We start from the raw sequence: 19,967 nt of genomic DNA on the forward strand, positions 1-19,967 counted from the left end.
GCGACCACGACAGCGGGCCCCCGCCGTGACGGGGGCCCGCTATCGTGGTCGGTCAGGCGGCCGACGGGCCGGCGTTGGTCCGGGCGCGGACCACCTCGGTGACGTGGGCGACCGCCTCGGCCAGCGGCACCCCGTTGCGCTGCGACCCGTCCCGGTAGCGGAAGGAGACCGTGCCGGCGGCGACGTCGTCGTCCCCGGCGATCACCATGAACGGAATCTTCTGCTGCTGCGCGGTACGGATCTTCTTCTGCATCCGGTCGTCACCGGCGTCCACCTGGGCGCGGATCCCCTCGGCGCGCAGCGTGCCGACGAAACCGCGCAGGTAGTCGGTGTGGTCCTCGCGGATCGGGATGCCGACCACCTGCACCGGCGACAGCCACGCCGGGAACGCGCCCGCGTAGTGCTCGGTGAGCACGCCGAAGAACCGCTCGATCGAGCCGAACAACGCCCGGTGGATCATCACCGGCCGTTGCCGGGTGCCGTCAGCGGCCTGGTACTCCAGCCCGAACCGCTCCGGCAGGTTGAAGTCGACCTGGATGGTGGACATCTGCCAGGTCCGGCCGATGGCGTCCTTGGCCTGCACGGAGATCTTCGGCCCGTAGAAGGCCGCGCCACCCGGGTCGGGCACCAGGTGCAGCCCGGACTCCCCGGCGGCCGACCGAAGCGCCTCGGTGGCCCGCTCCCAGTTCTCGTCGGTGCCCACCGACTTCTCCGGGTTGCGGGTGGACAGCTCCAGGTAGAAGTCGTCCAGCCCGTAGTCGCGCAGCAGCTCCAGCACGAAGGCGAGCAGCGACTTCAGCTCGCCGGCCATCTGCTCCTCGGTGCAGAAGATGTGCGCGTCGTCCTGGGTCATGCCACGCACCCGGGTCAGCCCGTGCACCACACCGGACTTCTCGTACCGGTAGACCGTGCCGAACTCGAACATCCGCAGCGGCAGCTCCCGGTAGGAGCGGCCACGCGACCGGAAGATCAGATCGTGCATCGGGCAGTTCATCGGCTTGAGGTAGTAGTTCGCGCCCTCGACCTCCATGGGCGGGAACATCCCGTCGGCGTACCAGTCCAGGTGCCCGGACACCTCGTACAGGTGACCCTTGGTGATGTGCGGGGTGTTGACGAACGCGTACCCGGCCTGCTCGTGCTTGATCCGCGAGTAGTTCTCCATCTCCCGGCGGATGATCCCGCCCTTGGGGTGGAAGACCGCCAGACCGGAGCCCAACTCGTCGGGGAAGCTGAACAGGTCCAGGTCGACGCCGAGCTTGCGGTGGTCGCGGCGGGCGGCCTCCTCCAGCAGCTTCAGGTACGCCTTCAGCTCGTCCCGGGTCGGCCACGCGGTGCCGTACACCCGCTGGAGCTGGGGGTTCTTCTCGCTGCCCCGCCAGTACGCGGCGGCCGAGCGCATCAGCTTGAACGCCCCGATCAGCCGGGTGTTCGGCAGGTGCGGGCCCCGGCACAGGTCCGACCAGCAGACGGTGTCCTCGTTCGCGGCCAGGTTGTCGTAGATGGTCAGCTCGCCGCCGCCGACCTCCATCACCTCGGAGGAGTCCAGCCCCTCGCCCTTGACGTCGATCAACTCCAGCTTGTACGGCTCGTCGGCCAGCTCCGCCTTCGCCTGCTCCAGGCTGTCGAAGCGTCGCCGCCGGAACCGCTGCCCCGACTTGACGATCTCCTGCATCCGCTTCTCCAGCCGGGCCAGATCGTCCGGCTGGAACGGCTTGTCCACGTCGAAGTCGTAGTAGAAACCGTTCTCGATCGGCGGGCCGATGCCGAGCTTGGCGTCCGCGAAGACGTCCTGCGCCGCCTGGGCGAGCACGTGCGCGGTCGAGTGCCGCAGCACGTTCAGCCCGTCCGGCGAGTCGAGGCTCACCGGCTCGACCTCGGTGTCCTCGACGGGGGTCCAGTCCAGGTCGCGGAGCTGCCCCTGCGGGTCACGGACCACCACGATCGCCTTCGGCCCGTTCGCGGGCAGCCCGGCCGCCGCCACCGCGTCGGCCGCCGTCGTCCCGGCGGCGACGACGACGGGGTCGGCCACTGCGGGGGTACGGGGTGCGGACACGATGACTCCTCCAGAAACTCACGGTGACGGCCGAGGTACGGCCCCTCCGATGCTATCGGTCTGCGCAACGAGGAAAGGGAGGGCACCCTTGGGCCCGGTCGACGTTCCGCCCCGGTCGCCCTTCGGCCGCGTCGAACCCCTTCGCCGTGTGGAACCTGCGGCCGCCGTTCAACCTGGGGCCGCCGTTCAACCTTCGGCCGCGTTGAACCTTCGGCCGCGTTGACCCGAACTACTCCGTGCGGGCGACGGGCCAAAGCCGCCGTCCCACGGACGCGAGAGGGGACGTGAATGCCCGTCAGGGACGACCTGCGACCGTCGGCGACCGGCGGCGACCCGGCCACCGGGGACGACGGACGACGGTCCGGCAGCGTCGCCGGGGAGTCGGGACCGGGGCGGTCGCCGCGCACGCGGTGGTGGACGACCGGACGACGGCGACGCCGGTGCGCGACGGGACGACCCGGCCCGCGCCGCCGGGCGGTGGCGGCGAGGTGGGCGGGGCTGGTGACCGCGGGACTGGTCGGCGCGCTCTGGTTGCCGGGAGTCGCCGCGGCCGAGGTACGGACCGTGCCCACCGAGGCACGGCAGGGCGACGCGGTCAGGTTGGAGTTCGTGGTGACCGGGGAGCGCCCCGGCGTGCCCACCCGCGAGGTCGAGATCCGGTTGCCGACGGACGTGCCCATCGCCGAGGTGCACCCGATGTCCGTGCCCGACTGGGCGCCCCGGATCAGCTACCGCACGCTGGACCGCCCGGTCGCCGGCGCGCACGGCGTCCGGGTCGGCACGGTCACCTCGGCGGTCACCTGGACCCGGGCGGCGGGCGGCAGCGCCGGGCCGGTCCGGCTGGCGTTGTCCATGGGGCCGCTGCCGGCCGCCGACCGGCTCGTCTTCGAGGTGCGCCAGACCTACGCCGACGGCACGGTGGCCCGCTGGGGCGGCTCGGCCGACGGCGCGCCGACCGGGCCCGCCCCCACCCTGGCGCTGCGTCCCGCCGCCGACGCCGGCCGGTCACCGGGCGCCGCCGGAACAGCCGGCGGTCACGGATCGGCCGGCCGTCACGGAACAGCCGGAACGGCCGGACCCGTCGGCGCGGCCGGGCCCGGCGGAACGGCCGGCACGCCGACGGGACGGGACGAAGCCACGACGGCGACGCCGGCCGGGACCGGCTCGAACGGGCTGCTCGCCGCCGGGCTGCTGGCCGGAGTGGGCTTCGGCGTGCTGGGTGGCTGGCTGGGCGCCCGCTGGCGTCGCCTGCTGCCGGAAGGACCGGCCGACCCCGACCCGACGGTCACCACGTCCGTTCCGGCCCCGACAGTCCCGGCGACCGCCCCTGACCCGACAGTCACCGCGACCGGGCCGGTCGGGCTCATGTGAACGTGCCCGCCCGGCCGTCTCCGGTCGTCGGGCCGCCGTCACCAGCCGAGAGGGATCGACTCATGTCATTTGACGTATGACGTTTGTGAGCGTTAACCTCGCCTCGCGGGCGCGGTTTCCGGGAGCCAGACGACGCGCCGCAGTCTGTGCGAGCCGACCCTGATCCGCCTGGGCACGCGGAGGGGGCGTTCACGCGCGCCCCCGACCCGGGGCCGCGGCCGACAGACACCTCCCGTGCTGACGCCACCACCGGCCGCCGGCACACCCACGGCCGGGCCGCGCGCCTCGTCACCGACCGCGCGTGACCCCCCATCGAAGGAGCGGATCATGAATGCCATCGGTGCGGCTCGTCCCGCCTCACCAGCACGACGCCGCTGGCGGGCGGGGGTGGCCGCCGGGGCGGCGGCGCTCGTCACGGCCGGCACGCTCGTCGCGGTGGCCGCGGCGCCCGCCGCGGCGGCGACGGTGGACACCAACGCCTGGTACGTCCTGGTCAACCGCAACAGCGGCAAGGCCCTCGACGTCTACGGCCAGTCGACCAGCGACGGCGGCCGGATCAGCCAGTGGACCCGCAACAACGGGGCCAACCAGCAGTGGCAGTTCGTGGACTCCGGCGGCGGCTACTACCGGGTCAAGTCCCGGCACTCCGGCAAGGTCCTCGACGTGTTCAACGCGTCGACCGCCGACGGGACCGCGATCATCCAGTGGGCCGACCACAACGGCGCCAACCAGCAGTTCCGGCTGGCCGACTCCGACGGCGGGCACGTCCGCCTGGTCAACCGCAACAGCAACAAGGTGGTGGAGGTGCAGGGCGCCTCCACCGCGGACGGCGGCAACGTCGTGCAGTACTCCGACGCCAACGGCGCGAACCAGCAGTGGCAGCTCGTCCGGGTCAACGGCGGCACCCCGCCGCCCACCACTGCGCCGCCGACCACCCCGCCGCCGGGGTCGGGGACCGCCGGCTGCGGCAAGGTCCCCACGCTGTCCAACGGCACCCACACGGTCACCAGCAACGGCAAGACCCGCAGCTTCAACCTGCGGATCCCGGCCAACTACAGCAACGCCACCCCGTACCGGCTGATGTTCGCGTTCCACTGGCTGGGCGGCTCCGCCAACGACGTCTCCTCCGGTGGGGCCGACGGCGCGGCCTGGTCCTACTACGGGATGCAGGAGCAGTCGAACAACACCGCGATCCTGGTCGCGCCGCAGGGCCTCAACGCCGGCTGGGGCAACTCCGGCGGCGAGGACGTCACCTTCGTCGACGCGATGCTCAGCCGGATCGAGAACGACCTCTGCGTGAACCCGGCGCAGCGCTTCGCCCTCGGCTTCAGCTACGGCGGCTCCATGAGCTACGCACTGGCCTGCGCCCGTCCCACGGTCTTCCGGGGCGTCGCCGTCTACGGCGCGCCCGGGGCGATCAGCGGGTGCAGCGGCGGCACCCAGCCGGTCGCGTACTTCGGCATCCACGGCATCTCGGACAACATCTCCACCGGTCGGTCGCTGCGGGACCGGTTCGTCGCCAACAACGGCTGCACCCCGCAGAGCCCCCGCGAGCCGGCCGCCGGCAGCCGGACCCACATCACCACCGCCTACTCTGGCTGCCGGGCCGGCTACCCGGTGCAGTGGGCCGCCTTCGACGGCGGTCACACCCCCGGCCACGTGGACGGCGGCGGGGACAGCGGCGCCCGCACCTGGACCAAGGGCGAGGTGTGGCGGTTCTTCGCGCAGTTCTGAGCCACCCGGCCCGGTGACCCCGGCCCGGTGACCTGAGGCTCGTCGACGGCGGGCCTCCGGCCGGCGCAGGTTTCCCACCTCGCGTCGGCCGGAGGCCCGCCGTGCCGCGGACGACGACCCGGCGGAGCCGCCGGGGCGAGGACGACGCGCGACCCGCTTGCCAGGGGCAGTACGGTCTCAGGGTGGCCACCGTGCTCCTGGTCGAAGACGACCACGTCGTCCGCGGCGCGATGCTGCGCTCCCTGACCGACCGGGGGCACGCCGTGCACGCGGTCGGCACGGCCCTGGAGGCGTTGCGGCGGGTCGCCGCGGAGACCCCCGACCTGGTCGTGCTCGACCTCGGCCTGCCCGACCTGGACGGCTCGGACGCGCTGCGCATGCTGCGCGGCATCACCGACGTCCCGATCATCATCGCCACCGCCCGCGACGACGAGCAGTCCGTGGTCAAGCTGCTACGGGCCGGCGCGGACGACTACATGGTCAAGCCGTTCACCGGCGCGCACCTCGACGCGCGGATCACCACGGTGCTGCGCCGCGCCGGCCGGGCCAGCCGCAGCGTCCAGCCGGTCGTGCACACCGTGGGCGGACTGCGGGTGGACGTGGGTGAGCGCAGCGCCCACCTCGACGGCGAGCCGCTGGCGTTGACCCGCAAGGAGTTCGACCTGCTGGCCTATCTGGCGGCCCGGCCCGGGCGGGTAGTGTCCCGGCGGGAGCTCCTGGAGGAAGTATGGCGTCAGCCGTCGGTCGGCGAGGATCAGACCATCGACGTGCACCTGTACTGGCTACGCCGCAAAATGGGCGAGTCCGCGGCGAAGCCGCGCTACCTGCGCACCGTGCGGGGGGTGGGGTTCCGGCTGGTGGCCCCGGACTGAGGGCGCGGCTGGCGCTGCTGGTCGCCGGCATGACCGCCCTGGTGGCGGCGGCGTTCCTGGTGCCCCTCGGGTCGACCCTGAACGACCAGGCCCGGGACGAGGCGCTGGCCGACGCGGCCCGGCGGGCCGCCCTGGTCACCGGCACCCTCGCGGTGAGCACCGACGTGGCGGTGGTCGGCCGGGCGGTGGAGGCCACCGGCGGCGACCCGGCGACCCGTCCGGTCGTACACGGGCTCGGGGGTGATCCGGGCGGGCGGGCCGCGCAGGCGGACGTGGCCCGGGCCGGCGCCGAACGCCGGTCGCTGGTGGTCGAGGTGCCCGACGGGCTGGCCCGGCTCGACCCGGTGGTCCTGGGTGACCAGGTCGCGGTGGTCGAGGTGTTCGTGCCGACGGCCGGCACCGGCGGTGGCCCGCGTACCTGGCTGCTGCTCGGCGGGGTGGCCGTGGCGCTGGTGGCCGCCTCGGTGATCGTGGTCGACCGGGTCGCGGCCCGCGCGGCCGACGCGGCCCGCGGGCTGGTCCGGGCGGCGCTCGCGGTCGGCGACGGCGACCTGGAGGTACGCGTCGAGCCCACCGGCCCACGGGAGCTGGCCGAGGTCGGGTACGCCTTCAACCGGATGGCGGACCGGCTGGTCGTCTCCCGTACCGACGAACGGGAGCTGGTCGCCGACCTGTCGCACCGGTTGCGCACCCCGCTGACCGTGCTGCGGCTGGACGCCGAGTCCCTGGACTCCGACGACACCAGCGTCGGCTCGTTCAGCGAGGACGAGCTGGACCGGCGCCGGAGCATCCGGCGGATCAGGCAGGCCATCGCCACCCTGGAGGGCGAGGTCGACGTGCTGATCAAGACCACCCGCAAGGCGGTCGCCCAGGACACCGGCCCGGCGATGTGCGACGTGAGCGAGGTGGTGCGGGACCGGATGGTGTTCTGGGCGGCGCTCGCCGGCGACCAGCACCGGCCGCACCGGGTGCTCGGGGCGCACGTACGGATTCCGGTGCCGGTCCCCCGGGCCGAGTTGGCGGCGGCGCTGGACGCGGTGATCGGCAACGTGTTCCGCTACACCCCGCAGGGCACCGCGTTCGAGGTGGCGGTCTCCCGGCGCGACGGGTACGTGGCGGTCCGGATCGACGACGCCGGGCCGGGCATCGCCAACCCGGACCGGGCGTTGCGTCGGGGCGCCAGCGACCAGGGCTCCACCGGCCTCGGGCTGGACATCGCCCGCCGGGTCGCGCTCCAGGCCAACGGCTCGGTGAGCATCGACCGGGCCGGGCTGGGCGGGGCCAGCGTGGTGATGCTGCTGGCCGACCCGGAGGCGACACCCCGCCAGGTCAACCGGTTCGGGCTGGTCGGCCGGCTGGCCCGGGAACGGGACGCCGGGAGCCGTCGCCCGTGGTACCGCCCCCGCCCGGAGGGGGACTGAACCCCGTTCGCTTTCCGGCGGCGCAGGTCTTTCTTAGATCCACCTTAACGATCTACGCGGGACGCCGCCGCGCTGGCAGGATCAGAGACGCGAACCCATCATGTTCCACCGGCCCACGCCCCGGGACCCTTCCCACGGCCGGTGGAGCCGTACGCGCGGCGGGGGTCCGGTCCCCCCACACCTGCCCCCCGTCGCGCGTCTCTCTTCCCCTCCGCGTCCCGCCGACCGGCGAGCCCACGGCCGCGGCGGTCAGGCTCAGCGCGTCGCGGCGGTCAGGTAGGCGTCGATCTCGGCCACGAGTCGCCGCTTCTCCGGCTCGGCCAGGAAGGCGGCGCGCACTCCCGCCCGGGCCAGGTCGGCGACCCCGGCCGCGTCCAGGTCGAGCAGGCCGGCGGCGACGGCGTACTCGCCGTCCAGCGTGGTGCCGAACATCGGCGGGTCGTCGGAGTTGATGGTGACCGGCACCCCCGCGTCGACGAACTGCCGCAGCGGGTGCTCCGCGAGGCTGGTCACCGCCCGGGTCCGCAGGTTGGAGGTGGGGCAGACCTCCAGCGGGATGCGCCGCTCGGCGAGATGGGCGAGCAGCTCCGGGTCCTGCGCGGCGGAGGTGCCGTGCCCGATCCGTTCGGCGCCCAGGTCACGCAGCGCGTCCCAGATGGTCTGCGGGCCGGTGGTCTCGCCGGCGTGCGGCACGGAGCGCAGCCCGGCCGCCCGGGCCCGGTCGAAGTACGGCTTGAACTGCGGCCGGGGCACCCCGATCTCGGGGCCACCGAGACCGAAGCTGACCAGCCCGTCCGGCCGTTCCCCCAGGGCGATCCGCAGGGTCTCCTCGGCGGCGGGCAGCCCGGCCTCCCCGGGGATGTCGAAGCACCAGGCCAGCTCGACGCCGAAGTCCGCCCGGGCCCGCTTGCGGGCGTCCTCGATCGCCTCGCAGAACGCCGGGGCCGGGATGCCCCGCCGCACGTGCGAGTACGGGGTGATGGTCAGCTCGGCGTACCGGACCTGCTGGCGGGCGAGCTCCCGGGCCACCTCGTGGGTGAGGAGCCAGACGTCGGTGTCGTCCCGGATCAGGTCCACGACGCTGAGGTAGACCTCGATGAAGTGGGCGAAGTCGCGGAACTCGAAGTACGCCGCGAGCGCCGCCGGGTCGGTCGGCACCGGGCTGCGGCCCTCGTGCCGGGCGGCCAGCTCGGCGACGATCCGGGGGGAGGCGGAGCCCACGTGGTGCACGTGCAGCTCCACCTTGGGCAGACCGGCGATGAAGGCGGACAGGTCGGTCACTGGTTCTCCTCTGCGCGGGCGGCGGTGCGGGCGACGAAGAAGACGCGCCGGAACGGGAAGCTCACCCGGGCCCGCCGGACCGGGTACGCCTCGGCGAGCCGGTCGCCCAGGGCGGCCCGGAACACCGCCCAGGTCGGGTCGTCGAGCACCGCCCGGATCGGGCGCAACGCCGTGCCCTCCAGCCAGGTGAGCACGGGGTGGTCGGCGTCGGCCGGCGCCGGCAGCAGGTGCACGTAGACAGTCTCCCAGGCGTCCACCGCGCAGCCGGCGTCGGCCAGCAGCTCGGCGTAACCGGCCGCGTCCCGTACCGGGGCCTGCCGCAGCAGCGGCAGCAGCTCGGCCCGCCACGGTCCCGCGCCGGCGACCTCCCGCAGCGCCCGGTGGGAGGGCGCGGTGAAGTTCCCGGGCACCTGGACGGCCAGCCAGGCGCCGGCCGGCAGCTCCCGCGCCCATCGGGTGAGCAGCCGCTCGTGGCCGGGCGCCCACTGGAGCACGGCGCTGGTGACGACGACGTCGACGTCCGGCCCGGGTCGCCAGTCGTGCAGGTCGCCGACGGTGAAGGTGACGGGCGCGGCAAGCGTCGCGGCCCGGGCGACCATCTCGGGGGACGAGTCGAGGCCGGTGATCCGGCTGTCGGGCCAGCGCAGCGCGAGGCCGGCGGTCAGGTGACCGGGCCCGCAGCCCAGGTCGACCACGGTCCGTGGGGCCCGGGCCGGCACCCGGGCCACCAGGTCGTGGAACGGTCGGGACCGCTCGTCGGAGTAGCGCAGGTAACTGGCCGGGTCCCACATGGACGCACCCCCGAAACGTACGTACGGTTTGCGGGAATCTACACCCACCGAGCGGCCCGCCGGCCGGGTCACTAGGCTGGGCCGGATGGAACAGCGCATCTTCGGCCGGATCGGCCGCCGGGTCGGCGTGGTCGGTCTCGGCACCTGGCAGCTCGGCGCGGACTGGGGTCGGGTCGACGAGTCCGACGCCCTCGCCGTGCTGGCCGCCGCCGTCGACTCCGGGGTCACCTTCCTGGACACCGCCGACGTCTACGGCGACGGCCGCAGCGAGCAGCTCATCGGGCGGTTCCTGAAGTCCCGGCCCGACGCCGGGCTGACGGTCGCCACCAAGATGGGTCGGCGGGTGCCGCAGACCCCCGAGGCGTACACGGCGGAGAACTTCCGCGCCTGGACCGACCGGTCCCGCGCCAACCTCGGCGTGGACACCCTCGACCTGGTGCAGTTGCACTGCCCGCCGACGCCGGTCTTCCACGCCGACGCGGTCTACGACGCTCTCGACGGGCTGGTCGACGCCGGCCGGGTCGCCGCCTACGGGGTGAGCGTCGAGACCTGTGACCAGGCGCTGGCCGCGATCGCCCGGCCCGGGGTGGCCAGCGTCCAGATCATCCTCAACGCGCTGCGACTCAAGCCTCTCGACCGGGTGCTCCCCGCCGCCGCCGAGGCCGGTGTCGGGATCATCGCCCGGGTGCCGTTGGCCAGCGGCCTGCTCTCCGGCCGGTACGACGAGTCGACCGTCTTCGCCCCCGACGACCACCGCGCCTACAACCGGCACGGCGAGGCGTTCGACGTCGGCGAGACGTTCTCCGGGGTCGACTTCGACCTCGGGCTGGCCGCGGTCCGCCGGCTCGCGCCGCTGGTCGGCCCGGACCGCGCCATGGCCCAGTTCGCGCTGCGCTGGGTGATCGACCAGCCGGGCGTGACCGTGGTCATCCCCGGCGCCCGTGACGTCACGCAGGCCACCGGCAACGCCACCGCGGCCGGTCAGCCGCCGCTGGACGACGCCGCGCTGACCGGGGTCCGGACGGTCTACGACGAGCTGGTCCGCCCCCGGGTGCACGACCGGTGGTGAGCCGGTCCGCCCCGGCGACGGACGGGACGCGGCCCGGCGCGGCCGTCGTCCGCTGGAAGGGAGAGACCCCGTGAAGGGATGGCTGCCACTCACCCTCGGCCTGCTGGCCGTGGTGGTCGGCGCGGTCTGGACGGTGCAGGGGCTGGGGTACGTCACCGGCAGCGTGATGACCGACCAACGGATCTGGGCGGTGCTCGGTCCGCTGCTCGTGCTGGCCGGCGTCGGGGCGTTCTGGCTCGGGATGCGGGCCCGCCGCCCGGGCCGCTGACCGCGCGACGGCGAACGGGTCGGCCGCAGGCCACGCGGGTCGGGCTCCGCGTCCGCCCGTACGCGGCCGCCCTTCCCACCGGACGGGCTCCCGGGTGTCCCCTGGGGACGCGAAAAGCCCCGCGTCCCGAGGGACACGGGGCTTGACGTCGAAGGACCCGGCAGCCCGGGTCGGCCGACTGGCCGGCGTGCGCCGACCGGTGCTGCTCAGATGGGTCGGACCTGCTCCGCCTGCGGGCCCTTCTGGCCCTGAGCGATCTCGAACTCCACCCGCTGGTTCTCCTCCAGCGTGCGGTAGCCGCTGGACTGGATCGCCGAGAAGTGGACGAACACGTCAGCACCCCCGCCGTCGACGGTGATGAAGCCGAAGCCCTTGTCTGCGTTGAACCACTTCACGGTTCCCTGCGCCATGTGTATCTCCTTCTAAAACTGGCGGCCGAGCACGCCGTGCGGCCGGTTGGCCGTTTTCGAGCAGCGGCGCCTGAGGCGGCCCCCTGGAAGGAGACTTCTCTCAACCCACGCCGTCTCTCAACAGCGGGGAACAGCAAACCACGTACGCAAAAACTCTGCACAGCCTACCCGACGAAATTCTCCTACATGTGACCTGAGGTACGCCGAAAACCGGGCGGGCGGACGTGGCGTGACCCCCGTCCGGCCATGGACGGGGGTCACGCTGTGATCATGGAGAGTTACCGCTGGTCAGTCCGGCCAGTGGCCGGTCAGCCGACGCACCCCCACCGCGCCGCCCCGGTCGACCGCCGCCCGGACCAGCGAGAAGATCGCGCCCTGCAGGGCCGCCGCGGCCAGCACCTCGCCCCAGCCACGGTCCTCGTCCGTCGCGTTCGGCGCTTCCCCGTCCCCCGCGGTCATCTTCCAGACCTGCCGGAACACCGCCCCGGCGACCGCGCCGGCGGCCAACCCGAGCAGCACCCCGACGGGCTTGTACGCGGCCTTGTTGATACCCCTGCTCACCTGCGCCTCCCCCGGACGATCAGCAACACCACCACGGTCGCCAGCGCGCCGGCCGCGACCACCGCCCACGGCACCGGATCCCGCCGGACCGCCGCCCGGGTCTCGTTCGCGTGCACCCGCGCCGCCCCGGCCTGGTACACCGCCTGGCCCCGGACCCGCGCCACGGTCTGCGCGGTCTGCTCCCGGACCCGCTCCCGGGCCTGCCCGGCCTGCTCGCGGACCCGCTCCCGGGCCTGCTCGGCGGAGTCCCGCAACCGGGCCTTCACGTCGGCCTTGGCGGCCAACGCCTCCATCGTCTCGCCCAACTCCATCCGGGTACGGCGGATCTCCTCCCGGAGGGCCTCCGCGTCACCGGTCCCGTTGCTCGTCATGCCCGCCCCCTGTCCCTGACCGCGGCGGTCACGGTGTCGACGTCCGCCCGGACGCTGCGCACGGCCGCCTCGGGCATCGGTGGGACCGCCTGGCTGACCTGCTTCTTGCCGACCAGCGCGAGGACCCCGGCGACCGCGAAGAGCGCCACGGCCACGATCAGGGCGGCCAGCCACGCCGGCATCACCAGCGCCAGCAGCAGCACCACGGCGGTCAGCAGCGCGCCGAGCCCGTAGAGGGCGAGCACCCCACCACCACCGAAGAGACCGACCCCGATGCCGGCGTGCTTGCCCTTCTCGGTCAGCTCCGCACGGGCCAGCGCCAGCTCGTCCCGGACGAGGCGGGACACCTGCTCGGTCGCGCGCTGCACCAGCTCGGCGGTGGACGGCTCGTTGCGGGCCCGGGACGTACTGGGACTGGGGTTCGCGACGTCAGCCATGCTGTCCTCCTTTCTTCATCACCGCGCTGTATGCCCTGAGTCGTGGAAACTCAATCCTGCGCGGAGCGACCAGTCGAACCGGCCCACGCCGTGCGGCGTCCCCACAAACCACCCGTTCAAACCCAACGTCGCCCCACCCCCGCAGGACACGTGGGACGCCGGAGTCAGCGACGACCGTCGGCGCGCGACGGCGCCGCGTCGCCGCGGGCCGGAACGGGGACGGGCGGACCTGCCTCATCGGCCGGGTCGGCGCGGCCTGCCGCCGGGGCCGACGGGACCGGCTTCCGGCCGCCGGCGTCCGGTGCCGGCGCGCCCGGCTCCCGGCCGGTGGCGTCCGACTCGTCCGGCCCGACGAAGGCCTCGCTGCGGGCGTCGCCGTCGTCGCTGCCGCCGAAGAGGCGGGCGTCGTCGGGCAGGGCCCCGTCGGCCGCCCGGCGGGCCGGACGGCGGGGCTGGACCCACTGCCAGGGCAGGTTGCTGCTGGCGTCGCCCAGCTCCGTACGGACCCGGGGCATGGCCGTCGGCCGCTGTTCGCGGACCCAGCCGACCAGGTGCTCCCGGACCAGGCAGCGCAGGTCCCACAGGTTTCCCGCGTTGGCCGCGCTGACCAGGGCCCGGATCCGGACGTTCCCGCCGGTCGCGTCGGTCACCTGGAGCACGCAGACCCGTCCGTCCCACAGCTCCGTGCCCTCGACCAGCCGGCGCAGCTCCTCCCGCATGGCCTGGACCGGCACCGCCCAGTCCACGTCGAACTCGGCGGTGCCGAGCACCGCCGCCTGGGTCCGGGTCCAGTTCTGGAACGGCGTGCTGGTGAAGTACGAGGTCGGCAGGATCAGCCGACGATCGTCCCAGATCTGGACCACCACGTAGCTGAGGGTCAGCTCCTCGATCCGGCCCCACTCCCCCTCCACGACCACCACGTCGTCGAGGCGCACCGCGTCGCTGAACGCGAGCTGGAGGCCGGCGAAGACGTTGCCGAGCAGGCTCTGCGCGGCCAGGGCGGCGACCACGCCGACCACGCCGGCGCTGGTCAGCACGCCGGCGCCGATGCCCCGCACGCTGGGGAAGGTCATCAGCATCACGCCGAGGGCGAGTACCACGATCACCGCGATGGTGAGCCGGCGCAGCATCACCACCTGGGTGCGTACCCGTCGGGCGTGCCGGTTGTCCGGCACGTCCACCCGGAACCGGGCCAGGGCGACGTCCTCGCTGACCACCAGCAGCGCGGCCACCATCCAGGCGGCGCTGGCGACCACGCAGAGGACCAGCAGGTGGAGCACCACCTGCCGCCACTGCTCGCCCACCGCGTAGCCGGTGCTGAACCGGATGCCGAACTGGACGGCGAGCACGGTCGCCGCGACCTGGAACGGCCGGTGCGCGTGCTCGGTCAGCTCGCACATCAGCAACGAGCGGCGACCGAGCCGACGGGTGGACCGGTGGATCACCTCGACCAGCAACAGGGCGATCACCGCCGCGCCGAGCGCGGCGGCGATCGTCCAGAGGTAGCTCTGCACTGCTTCTTCTCCCCCTCACCGGGCAACGGACCATCTGTCACAAAGGCCCAATAGTGCCCGGCGACCGGCCAACCGACCAGGGTCAGACCTTGCGGTAGCGGGACTGGAGGAAGCAGTACAGGCCGAAGGCGGCGAAGCCGAGCGCCATCAGCGCCAGCAGGTACGGCCCGTACGGCTGGTCACGCAGGGTACGCAGGGCGGCGTCCAGACCGCGCGCCTTCTCCGGGTCGTAGTTGACCGCGGCGACGATGATCAGCAGGCCCGCGATGGCGTACACCGAGCCCTTGGCGGCGTAGCCGGCGACGCCGAGCCGACGGGTCAGCTTGCGGGTCCTCGCGTCCATCTCGTTGGTCTTGAGGTGCTTCTCGAAGCGCTTGATCACCCCGTAGACCACCAGCCCGACGCCGATGGCGGCGAGCCCGAGGCCGGCCAGCCCGACCAGCCAGCGACCGCCGGTGGAGGTCATCAACTCACCGGTGAGCGCCTCCTGCTGGTTGGCGCTGTTGGAGCCGGCGTCGGAGAAGACCTTCCAGGCCGTCCAGGCGAAGTAAAGGTAGACGACGGCACGGCCGGCGGAGGCGACCCGCTCCATGACCCGTTCCTTGCCGCGCTCGGCCTGGTGCCCGACGGCGGCCTCCAGGGCCTGCCAGATCGCCATGGCGAGCAGACCGACGGCGGTGGCCACCAGGACGAACCTACCCATCGGCTGGTCGGCCAGGGTACGCATGGCGCCGGCCTGGTCACCCTCCGTCGAGGAGCCGCCGAAGGCGATCTGCAGGGCCAGCCAGGCGAAGAGCAGGTGGACGATGCCGTAACCGATGAAGCCGATCCGGGCGAGCTTCTCCAGCCATTTGCTGTTGGCGGTGCGCGACGCGGTGGCCTGGGCGCTGTGGGTGAGAGACATGCCGGCACATTCACCGATCGGCTTGCTTCTCAAACGTCGGTCCACCGGCCACCGCACGTCGGACGAGCTGCCCGGATGCGCCGGGCCGGTGGGGTCAGCCGCCCGCGTTGCGCGCCACCCGGACCTTGATCTCGTTGTCGGTGACGCTGTCCAACGTGACCGCGAACCCGCCGACCTCGGCGGCCTGCTGGCCGGTGGTGAGGGTGAGCTGCTCGCCGGCCACCTCGATGGTGGCCTGGTCACCCTGGGCGCCGATCAGCCTGGCCTCGACGCCGAGGATGTTGGCGCTGGCCTCCACGCCCCGGTCGAAGGTGACCGTGCAGGCGTCCAGGCCGCAGTCGGTGGAGGCGCCCTCCGAGCTGCACCCGGCGAGCACGGCCACGCCGAGGGCGAGGGCGGCGAGCAGGCCCGCGGCGCGACGGGCAGGGGCGGGGGGCAGGCCGGCGGCGCGACGGGCAGGGGCGGGGGCGGTGGCGCGTCGGTTCGTCACGGGTCCAAGGGTACGAGACGCGGGCGACCCGGACACGGGACGATCATGCCCCGAGCGACGGTCCGTCGGAACGGAGACCTGCGCCACGGCGCTGCCGGGGGTGACCGCGCTAGGGTCCGGGCATGCCGTTCGACATCACCCGGATCCGGGCCGGCTACCCGGCGCTCGCCGAGGGTCACCTGCACTTCGACGGTGCCGCCGGCACCCAGACCGCCGCCACGGTGGTCGACGCCGTCGCCGACGCGATGCGGGCCGGCATCGGCAACCGCAGTCCGGCGTCCGGTCCCGGCCGGCGCTCCCTGGAGATCGTCGCCGCAGCCCGTTCGGCGGTGGCCGACCTGCTGGGCGTCGAGCCCGCCGGGGTGGTGCTCGGGCCGAGCGCCACCGCGCTGACGTACACCCTGGCCCGGACGCTGGGCGCGGCCTGGCGGCCCGGCGACGAGGTGGTGGTGTCCCGGTTGGACCACGACGCGAACGTCCGGCCGTGGGTGCAGGCGGCCGAACGGGCCGGCGCCACCGTGCGCTGGGCCGAGTTCGACCCGGCGACCGGGGAGCTGCCCGTCGGGCAGTACGCCGACCTGCTGACCGAGCGGACCCGGCTGGTCGCGGTGACCGCCGCCAGCAACGCCGTCGGCACCGAGCCGGACGTGCCCGCGATCGTCAAGCTGGCGCACGGGGTCGGGGCGCTGGTCTGCGTGGACGGGGTGCACGCCGTCCCGCACGGGCCGACCGACGTGCCGGCGCTCGGCGCGGACTTCTTCGTCACCAGCGCCTACAAGTGGTCGGGCCCGCACCTGGCGGCGCTGGTCGCCGCCCCGCAGCGCTGGGCCGGGCTGCGTCCGGACAAGCTGCGGCCGGCGGCCGACACGGTGCCGGAACGGTTCGAGCACGGCACGCCGAGCTTCCCGCTGCTGGCCGGGGTGACCGCCGCCGTGGACCACCTGGCCGGCCTGGACCCGGACGCCCGGGGCGACCGGCGGCAGCGGTTGCGGGCCGGGCTGACCGCCGCGCGGGCGCACGAGGAGAAGGTCTTCGACCGACTGCTCGGCGGGCTGGCCACGCTGCCCGGGGTGACCGTGCTGCCGGCGCCGGCCCGGCGCAGCCCGACGGTGTCGTTCCGGCTGGACGGGCTCGACCCGGCGGAGGTCGCCACGGCGCTCGGCGCGGCCGGGATCTGCCTGTCCCACGGCGACTACTACGCCTACGAGTACTTCACCGCCGTCGGGCTGCGTGCGCGCGGCGGCGCCGTCCGGGCGAGCGTCTACCACTACAACACCGACGACGAGGTGGACCGGTTGCTTGCCGAACTGGGCCGGCTGGCCCGGCGGTGAGCGGAGAATGAGCCGGTGAGCTACCTGATCGACGACAACCCCGCCCGGCGTCGCTTCGAGATCCTGGTCGACGACGCGCTGGCCGGGTTCACCGCGTACCGGCAGCAGGGGCCGGACGTGCTGGTCTTCACGCACACCGAGGTCGACCCGGGGTTCCAGGGTCGCGGGGTCGGCGGGGCGCTGATCCGCGGCGTCCTGGACGAGGTGCGCCGGCGCGGGGCCCGGGTGGTGCCGCAGTGCCCGTTCATGGCCGCGTTCGTCGACCAGCACCCCGAGTACGCCGACCTGGTCGCCGCCTGACCGCCGGGACCCCGGCCCGGCCCCGGGGCGGGGCGGCCCGCCTTCCCGCCCCGTCGTCGGTCAGCTCGGCTGGGTGACGTTGACCATCCACGGGACGCCGAACCGGTCCACGCACGCGCCGTACAGGTCGCCCCACATCTGCTTCTCGAACGGCATGACGACGGCGCCACCGGCGGACAGCTCCGCCCAGACCTCTTCGAGCCCTTCGCCCTCACCGCCGCTGAGGCTGCAGGTGATGGTGTCGCCCGGCCGGTACGACATGCCCGGCGCGGTGTCGGAGGCCATCAGGACGTAGCCCCGGTCGGTGGTGAGCATCGCGTGCATGACCTTCTCCGCCAGGTCGGGCTCGGTGGTGCCGTACTCGCCGAACGTGCTGATCTGGAGCTGGCCGCCGAACACGGACCGGTAGAACTCCATGGCCTCGCGGGCGTTGCCGTCGAACGTGAGGTACGGGTTGAGTCGGGAGGTCATCGCCGGGCTCCTTCGCCGAGTGGTCGCGTCCTCCCGGACGTTAGACCCACCCCCTGACATCGCAGGGGCGTTTCCCGCCGCCGAACGGGTCGCCGTCCCGGTCCGGCCGTCAGGGCGGGCGCGACGGCGGGCCCGTCCCGCGCTTCGATGGCCGGGACGAATCAGGCGTCACCCGCCGGAAACAATTACCGGGGCAGGGCTGCCGCCGGTTTAGGACGGCGGCTGACAGAAACAGTTTCCGCCGGTACGCTGTGGGTGCCGGAAATCGGTTCAGCCATCCACTGGAATCGTCCTGTCGGATTTCTGTCACCTATGCGGTCTGACAACGCGGCAGACCTTTGCCACAAACCCCGACGCAGCGGTTTCGCCATTACTCACGGTGCCGCTCCAAGTGGTCTGGGTAATCGTCGACGCATTGTCTGTGAACGTATCACCTTGATTGAAGGGACATTGATGCATCGGCCCAGAATGTCCAGATGGCGGCTCTTCTCTGCCGTCGCCCTCGGCGTCCTGCCGGTTCTTGCCGCCCTGCCGTCCCCGGCCACGGCGGGGCTCCTGCCCGGTCCGACGACCTTCAAGCACGAGTTGCTCGCGAAGGCCGTGCCGGACGAGTGTTTCGCCGGCGTCGGGCAGCCCTACCCGGCCGGCCCTCCCTGTGAGCAGGGGCAGGCCAAGGTCAACCAGGCCTACGTGTGGTCGCTGGCCAAGGCGGAGAACCGTCTGTGGTTCGGCACCGGGGCGAACGTGAACTGCATTGTCACCGGCTCGACGCTCTCCCGGCCCGTGCCCCGCCAGAACGACGACTACGTGTGCGAGTTCGCGGACAGTCAGATCGTCAAACAAAATCCGACCATGCCCACCAATGTGGGTGATCACCGGCAACCCCGGGTGTACCTCTACGACCTGGCCTCCGGGGTGCAGACCGAAAAGACGAGCGTCATAACGAGCGCTTCCGCCGACGACGCCTCCCGCCTGAAGAGGACGCTGGGGCTGCGGGCCGGCGGCACACACCAGGGCGTCGTCCTGCTCGCCGGACCGGCGCTCGGGCAGACGGTTAACATGTTCGCGTTCGACACCGTCACCGGTGATTACCTCGGCTCGGCGAACTTCGCCAAGTACGGCAACATCCGCCATTTCCTGGTGGCGGACGACGCCCTCTACGCGGGCGTGGGGGTCGGCGCGAACGGCCGCGACGGCGGCTACATGCTGCGGTGGGCCGGGGACCGCACGGACCCGTTCAAGTTCATCGAGGTCGGCCAACTGCCGGCCCAGGTCGCCGACCTGACGGTGCACGACGGGCGGATCTTCGTCAGCACCTGGTCGGCCGTCGGCGCCGGGTCGCTCGCCGCCGGATCGTCGGGCCGCGCCGGCGTCCGCTCGCTGCTCGGCCGGATCGGCGTCCTGCCGGCCGCCGAGGTCAACCCGGCCATCGCGGGCGTCTGGATGAGCCCACGGCTGAGCGACGGCGACCCCGGCCTGACGCCCGCCGACCTCGGGTCGTGGCAGCAGGTCTGGAGCGCCCAGACCTACGAGCCGGACCCGATCATCGCCAGCTCGTACGGCCTCGGCGCGCTCTACTCCTTCGAGGGCTACCTCTACTGGGGGACAATGCACGTCCCGATGAAGTCGACGAGCATGGTGGCCGAGGCGTACCCGCCGGCCGACGAGGTCACGGCGCGGGCCACGCTGGAGAACTCCCAGCGCGCGGTGAGCATCTTCCGGGGCAAGCGGTTCGGCACCGCCCTGGAGAACATCGAGCTGCTGTACGGGGAGGCGAGGCTGCCGGCGTACGACGCGGCGGCGAACGACGGCGCGGGCGCCTGGAAGTGGACCTCCACCGGGTACCGCCCCCGCTACGGGCACATCGGGTTCGGCAACATCTACACCAACTACACCTGGACCATGGAGGTGTCCGGCGGGCGGCTGTTCGTCGGCACGATGGACTGGAGCTACCTGGCGAAGGACCTGCTGCCCCAGGCCGCGCAGGCGATGGGCTTCGCCAACGCGGCCCGGGGGCTGAGCGACGACCTGGACCCGATCACCATCGACCCGGCGCTGTACGGCGGTGACCTGTACATGTTCGAGTCGAGCCTGCGCCCGGCCACCGCGGTCGACACGAAGGGGATGGGCAACTATCTCAACTACGGTTTCCGCACCATGGTGTCGGACGGCTCGACCCTGTACCTCGGGATGGCCAACCCGATGAACCTGCGCACCGACCCGAACGACGGCGTGCCGGAGGGCGGCTGGGAGCTGATCAGGCTGACGCCCACCAGGCGGTGAGCGTTCCCGTGGGGCTGCCGCCGGGCAGCCCCACG

At 73.2% G+C, this 19,967-nt stretch carries 19 protein-coding genes and 1 pseudogene; 9 read left to right on the forward strand and 11 right to left on the reverse strand.

Annotated features, from left to right (window positions below; translation table 11 throughout):
• Positions 1–52: 52 nt before the first annotated feature.
• A complete protein-coding gene (thrS, locus tag O7606_RS08770; RefSeq protein WP_281598559.1) occupies positions 53–2,053 on the reverse strand; it encodes a threonine--tRNA ligase in 2,001 nt (666 codons plus the stop codon).
• Between the two features lie 501 nt (positions 2,054–2,554).
• On the opposite strand from thrS, the gene O7606_RS08775 reads away from it, so the two are divergent.
• From O7606_RS08775 to O7606_RS08790, 4 genes are all read left to right on the forward strand, one after another.
• Entirely contained in the window at positions 2,555–3,424 is an 870-nt protein-coding gene (locus tag O7606_RS08775) for a DUF1775 domain-containing protein (protein WP_281598560.1), read from the forward strand.
• A gap of 327 nt (positions 3,425–3,751) precedes the next feature.
• The gene (locus O7606_RS08780) at positions 3,752–5,158 is read left to right on the forward strand and encodes an RICIN domain-containing protein (protein WP_281598561.1); all 1,407 of its coding nucleotides are present in this window, start codon (positions 3,752–3,754) and stop codon (positions 5,156–5,158) included.
• A 182-nt stretch (positions 5,159–5,340) separates the two neighbouring features.
• Positions 5,341–6,030, forward strand: a complete 690-nt coding sequence (locus tag O7606_RS08785; protein WP_275028450.1) for a response regulator transcription factor — start codon at positions 5,341–5,343, stop codon at positions 6,028–6,030.
• Between the two features lie 29 nt (positions 6,031–6,059).
• The gene (locus O7606_RS08790; protein WP_281598562.1) at positions 6,060–7,451 is read left to right on the forward strand and encodes a HAMP domain-containing sensor histidine kinase; all 1,392 of its coding nucleotides are present in this window, start codon (positions 6,060–6,062) and stop codon (positions 7,449–7,451) included.
• Between the two features lie 255 nt (positions 7,452–7,706).
• Here O7606_RS08790 and O7606_RS08795 read toward each other — a convergent pair whose 3' ends face one another.
• Together O7606_RS08795 and O7606_RS08800 are read right to left on the reverse strand one after the other, a co-directional pair.
• Positions 7,707–8,732 (reverse strand): adenosine deaminase, encoded by a 1,026-nt coding sequence (locus O7606_RS08795; protein WP_281598563.1) that lies wholly within the window; start codon positions 8,730–8,732, stop codon positions 7,707–7,709.
• Positions 8,729–9,523: a trans-aconitate 2-methyltransferase gene (locus tag O7606_RS08800; protein ID WP_281598564.1), complete on the reverse strand. Its 795-nt coding sequence runs from the start codon at positions 9,521–9,523 to the stop codon at positions 8,729–8,731. The genes O7606_RS08795 and O7606_RS08800 overlap by 4 nt, the downstream gene beginning before the upstream one ends.
• Before the next feature lie 85 nt (positions 9,524–9,608).
• On the opposite strand from O7606_RS08800, the gene O7606_RS08805 reads away from it, so the two are divergent.
• Together O7606_RS08805 and O7606_RS08810 are read left to right on the forward strand one after the other, a co-directional pair.
• Positions 9,609–10,592 (forward strand): aldo/keto reductase, encoded by a 984-nt coding sequence (locus O7606_RS08805; protein WP_281598565.1) that lies wholly within the window; start codon positions 9,609–9,611, stop codon positions 10,590–10,592.
• Between the two features lie 70 nt (positions 10,593–10,662).
• Entirely contained in the window at positions 10,663–10,860 is a 198-nt protein-coding gene (locus O7606_RS08810; RefSeq protein WP_281598566.1) for a hypothetical protein, read from the forward strand.
• A 206-nt stretch (positions 10,861–11,066) separates the two neighbouring features.
• On the opposite strand, the gene O7606_RS08815 is transcribed toward O7606_RS08810, so the two are convergent.
• The 7 genes and pseudogenes from O7606_RS08815 to O7606_RS08845 form a co-directional block, all read right to left on the reverse strand.
• The gene (locus O7606_RS08815; RefSeq protein WP_091424054.1) at positions 11,067–11,270 is read right to left on the reverse strand and encodes a cold-shock protein; all 204 of its coding nucleotides are present in this window, start codon (positions 11,268–11,270) and stop codon (positions 11,067–11,069) included.
• A gap of 288 nt (positions 11,271–11,558) precedes the next feature.
• Complete coding sequence (locus O7606_RS08820) at positions 11,559–11,831, reverse strand: DUF4235 domain-containing protein (RefSeq protein WP_281598567.1); 273 nt, start codon at positions 11,829–11,831, stop codon at positions 11,559–11,561.
• Positions 11,828–12,202 carry a DUF3618 domain-containing protein gene (locus tag O7606_RS08825; protein ID WP_281598568.1) on the reverse strand — a complete coding sequence of 125 codons (375 nt, stop codon included), beginning with the start codon at positions 12,200–12,202 and terminating at the stop codon, positions 11,828–11,830. The genes O7606_RS08820 and O7606_RS08825 overlap by 4 nt, the downstream gene beginning before the upstream one ends.
• Entirely contained in the window at positions 12,199–12,639 is a 441-nt protein-coding gene (locus tag O7606_RS08830; protein ID WP_281598569.1) for a phage holin family protein, read from the reverse strand. The genes O7606_RS08825 and O7606_RS08830 overlap by 4 nt, the downstream gene beginning before the upstream one ends.
• A gap of 338 nt (positions 12,640–12,977) precedes the next feature.
• Positions 12,978–14,153: pseudogene (locus tag O7606_RS08835) on the reverse strand (mechanosensitive ion channel domain-containing protein); the annotation flags it as partial.
• An 82-nt stretch (positions 14,154–14,235) separates the two neighbouring features.
• Positions 14,236–15,057 (reverse strand): DUF1206 domain-containing protein, encoded by an 822-nt coding sequence (locus O7606_RS08840; protein ID WP_281598570.1) that lies wholly within the window; start codon positions 15,055–15,057, stop codon positions 14,236–14,238.
• Between the two features lie 94 nt (positions 15,058–15,151).
• Entirely contained in the window at positions 15,152–15,496 is a 345-nt protein-coding gene (locus O7606_RS08845) for a hypothetical protein (RefSeq protein ID WP_281599566.1), read from the reverse strand.
• Between the two features lie 173 nt (positions 15,497–15,669).
• On the opposite strand from O7606_RS08845, the gene O7606_RS08850 reads away from it, so the two are divergent.
• Positions 15,670–16,878: a cysteine desulfurase-like protein gene (locus tag O7606_RS08850; RefSeq protein WP_281598571.1), complete on the forward strand. Its 1,209-nt coding sequence runs from the start codon at positions 15,670–15,672 to the stop codon at positions 16,876–16,878.
• 15 nt (positions 16,879–16,893) lie between these two features.
• Positions 16,894–17,178, forward strand: coding sequence for a GNAT family N-acetyltransferase (locus O7606_RS08855; protein WP_281598572.1), 285 nt, complete (start codon positions 16,894–16,896; stop codon positions 17,176–17,178).
• Positions 17,179–17,238: 60 nt separating this feature from the next.
• Here the strand turns inward: O7606_RS08855 and O7606_RS08860 are convergent, their stop codons facing one another.
• Positions 17,239–17,649, reverse strand: a complete 411-nt coding sequence (locus O7606_RS08860) for a VOC family protein (RefSeq protein WP_281598573.1) — start codon at positions 17,647–17,649, stop codon at positions 17,239–17,241.
• 468 nt (positions 17,650–18,117) lie between these two features.
• Here O7606_RS08860 and O7606_RS08865 point away from each other — a divergent pair, with 468 nt between their 5' ends.
• Positions 18,118–19,932 (forward strand): hypothetical protein, encoded by a 1,815-nt coding sequence (locus O7606_RS08865; RefSeq protein WP_281598574.1) that lies wholly within the window; start codon positions 18,118–18,120, stop codon positions 19,930–19,932.
• Positions 19,933–19,967 lie beyond the last annotated feature (35 nt).

The organism is Micromonospora sp. WMMD882 (genome assembly GCF_027497255.1).
Lineage (GTDB): Bacteria > Actinomycetota > Actinomycetes > Mycobacteriales > Micromonosporaceae > Micromonospora.

Bases quoted from the DNA above. Each gene is read 5' to 3' on its own strand.
- O7606_RS08840 (WP_281598570.1), bottom strand. From the start codon at position 15,057: ATGTCTCTCACCCACAGCGCCCAGGCCACCGCGTCGCGCACCGCCAAC.
- O7606_RS08850 (WP_281598571.1), top strand. From the start codon at position 15,670: ATGCCGTTCGACATCACCCGGATCCGGGCCGGCTACCCGGCGCTCGCC.
- O7606_RS08865 (WP_281598574.1), top strand. From the start codon at position 18,118: ATGTCCAGATGGCGGCTCTTCTCTGCCGTCGCCCTCGGCGTCCTGCCG.
- O7606_RS08800 (WP_281598564.1), bottom strand. From the start codon at position 9,523: ATGTGGGACCCGGCCAGTTACCTGCGCTACTCCGACGAGCGGTCCCGA.
- O7606_RS08825 (WP_281598568.1), bottom strand. From the start codon at position 12,202: ATGACGAGCAACGGGACCGGTGACGCGGAGGCCCTCCGGGAGGAGATC.
- O7606_RS08805 (WP_281598565.1), top strand. From the start codon at position 9,609: ATGGAACAGCGCATCTTCGGCCGGATCGGCCGCCGGGTCGGCGTGGTC.
- O7606_RS08815 (WP_091424054.1), bottom strand. From the start codon at position 11,270: ATGGCGCAGGGAACCGTGAAGTGGTTCAACGCAGACAAGGGCTTCGGC.
- O7606_RS08830 (WP_281598569.1), bottom strand. From the start codon at position 12,639: ATGGCTGACGTCGCGAACCCCAGTCCCAGTACGTCCCGGGCCCGCAAC.
- O7606_RS08860 (WP_281598573.1), bottom strand. From the start codon at position 17,649: ATGACCTCCCGACTCAACCCGTACCTCACGTTCGACGGCAACGCCCGC.
- O7606_RS08790 (WP_281598562.1), top strand. From the start codon at position 6,060: ATGACCGCCCTGGTGGCGGCGGCGTTCCTGGTGCCCCTCGGGTCGACC.
- O7606_RS08780 (WP_281598561.1), top strand. From the start codon at position 3,752: ATGAATGCCATCGGTGCGGCTCGTCCCGCCTCACCAGCACGACGCCGC.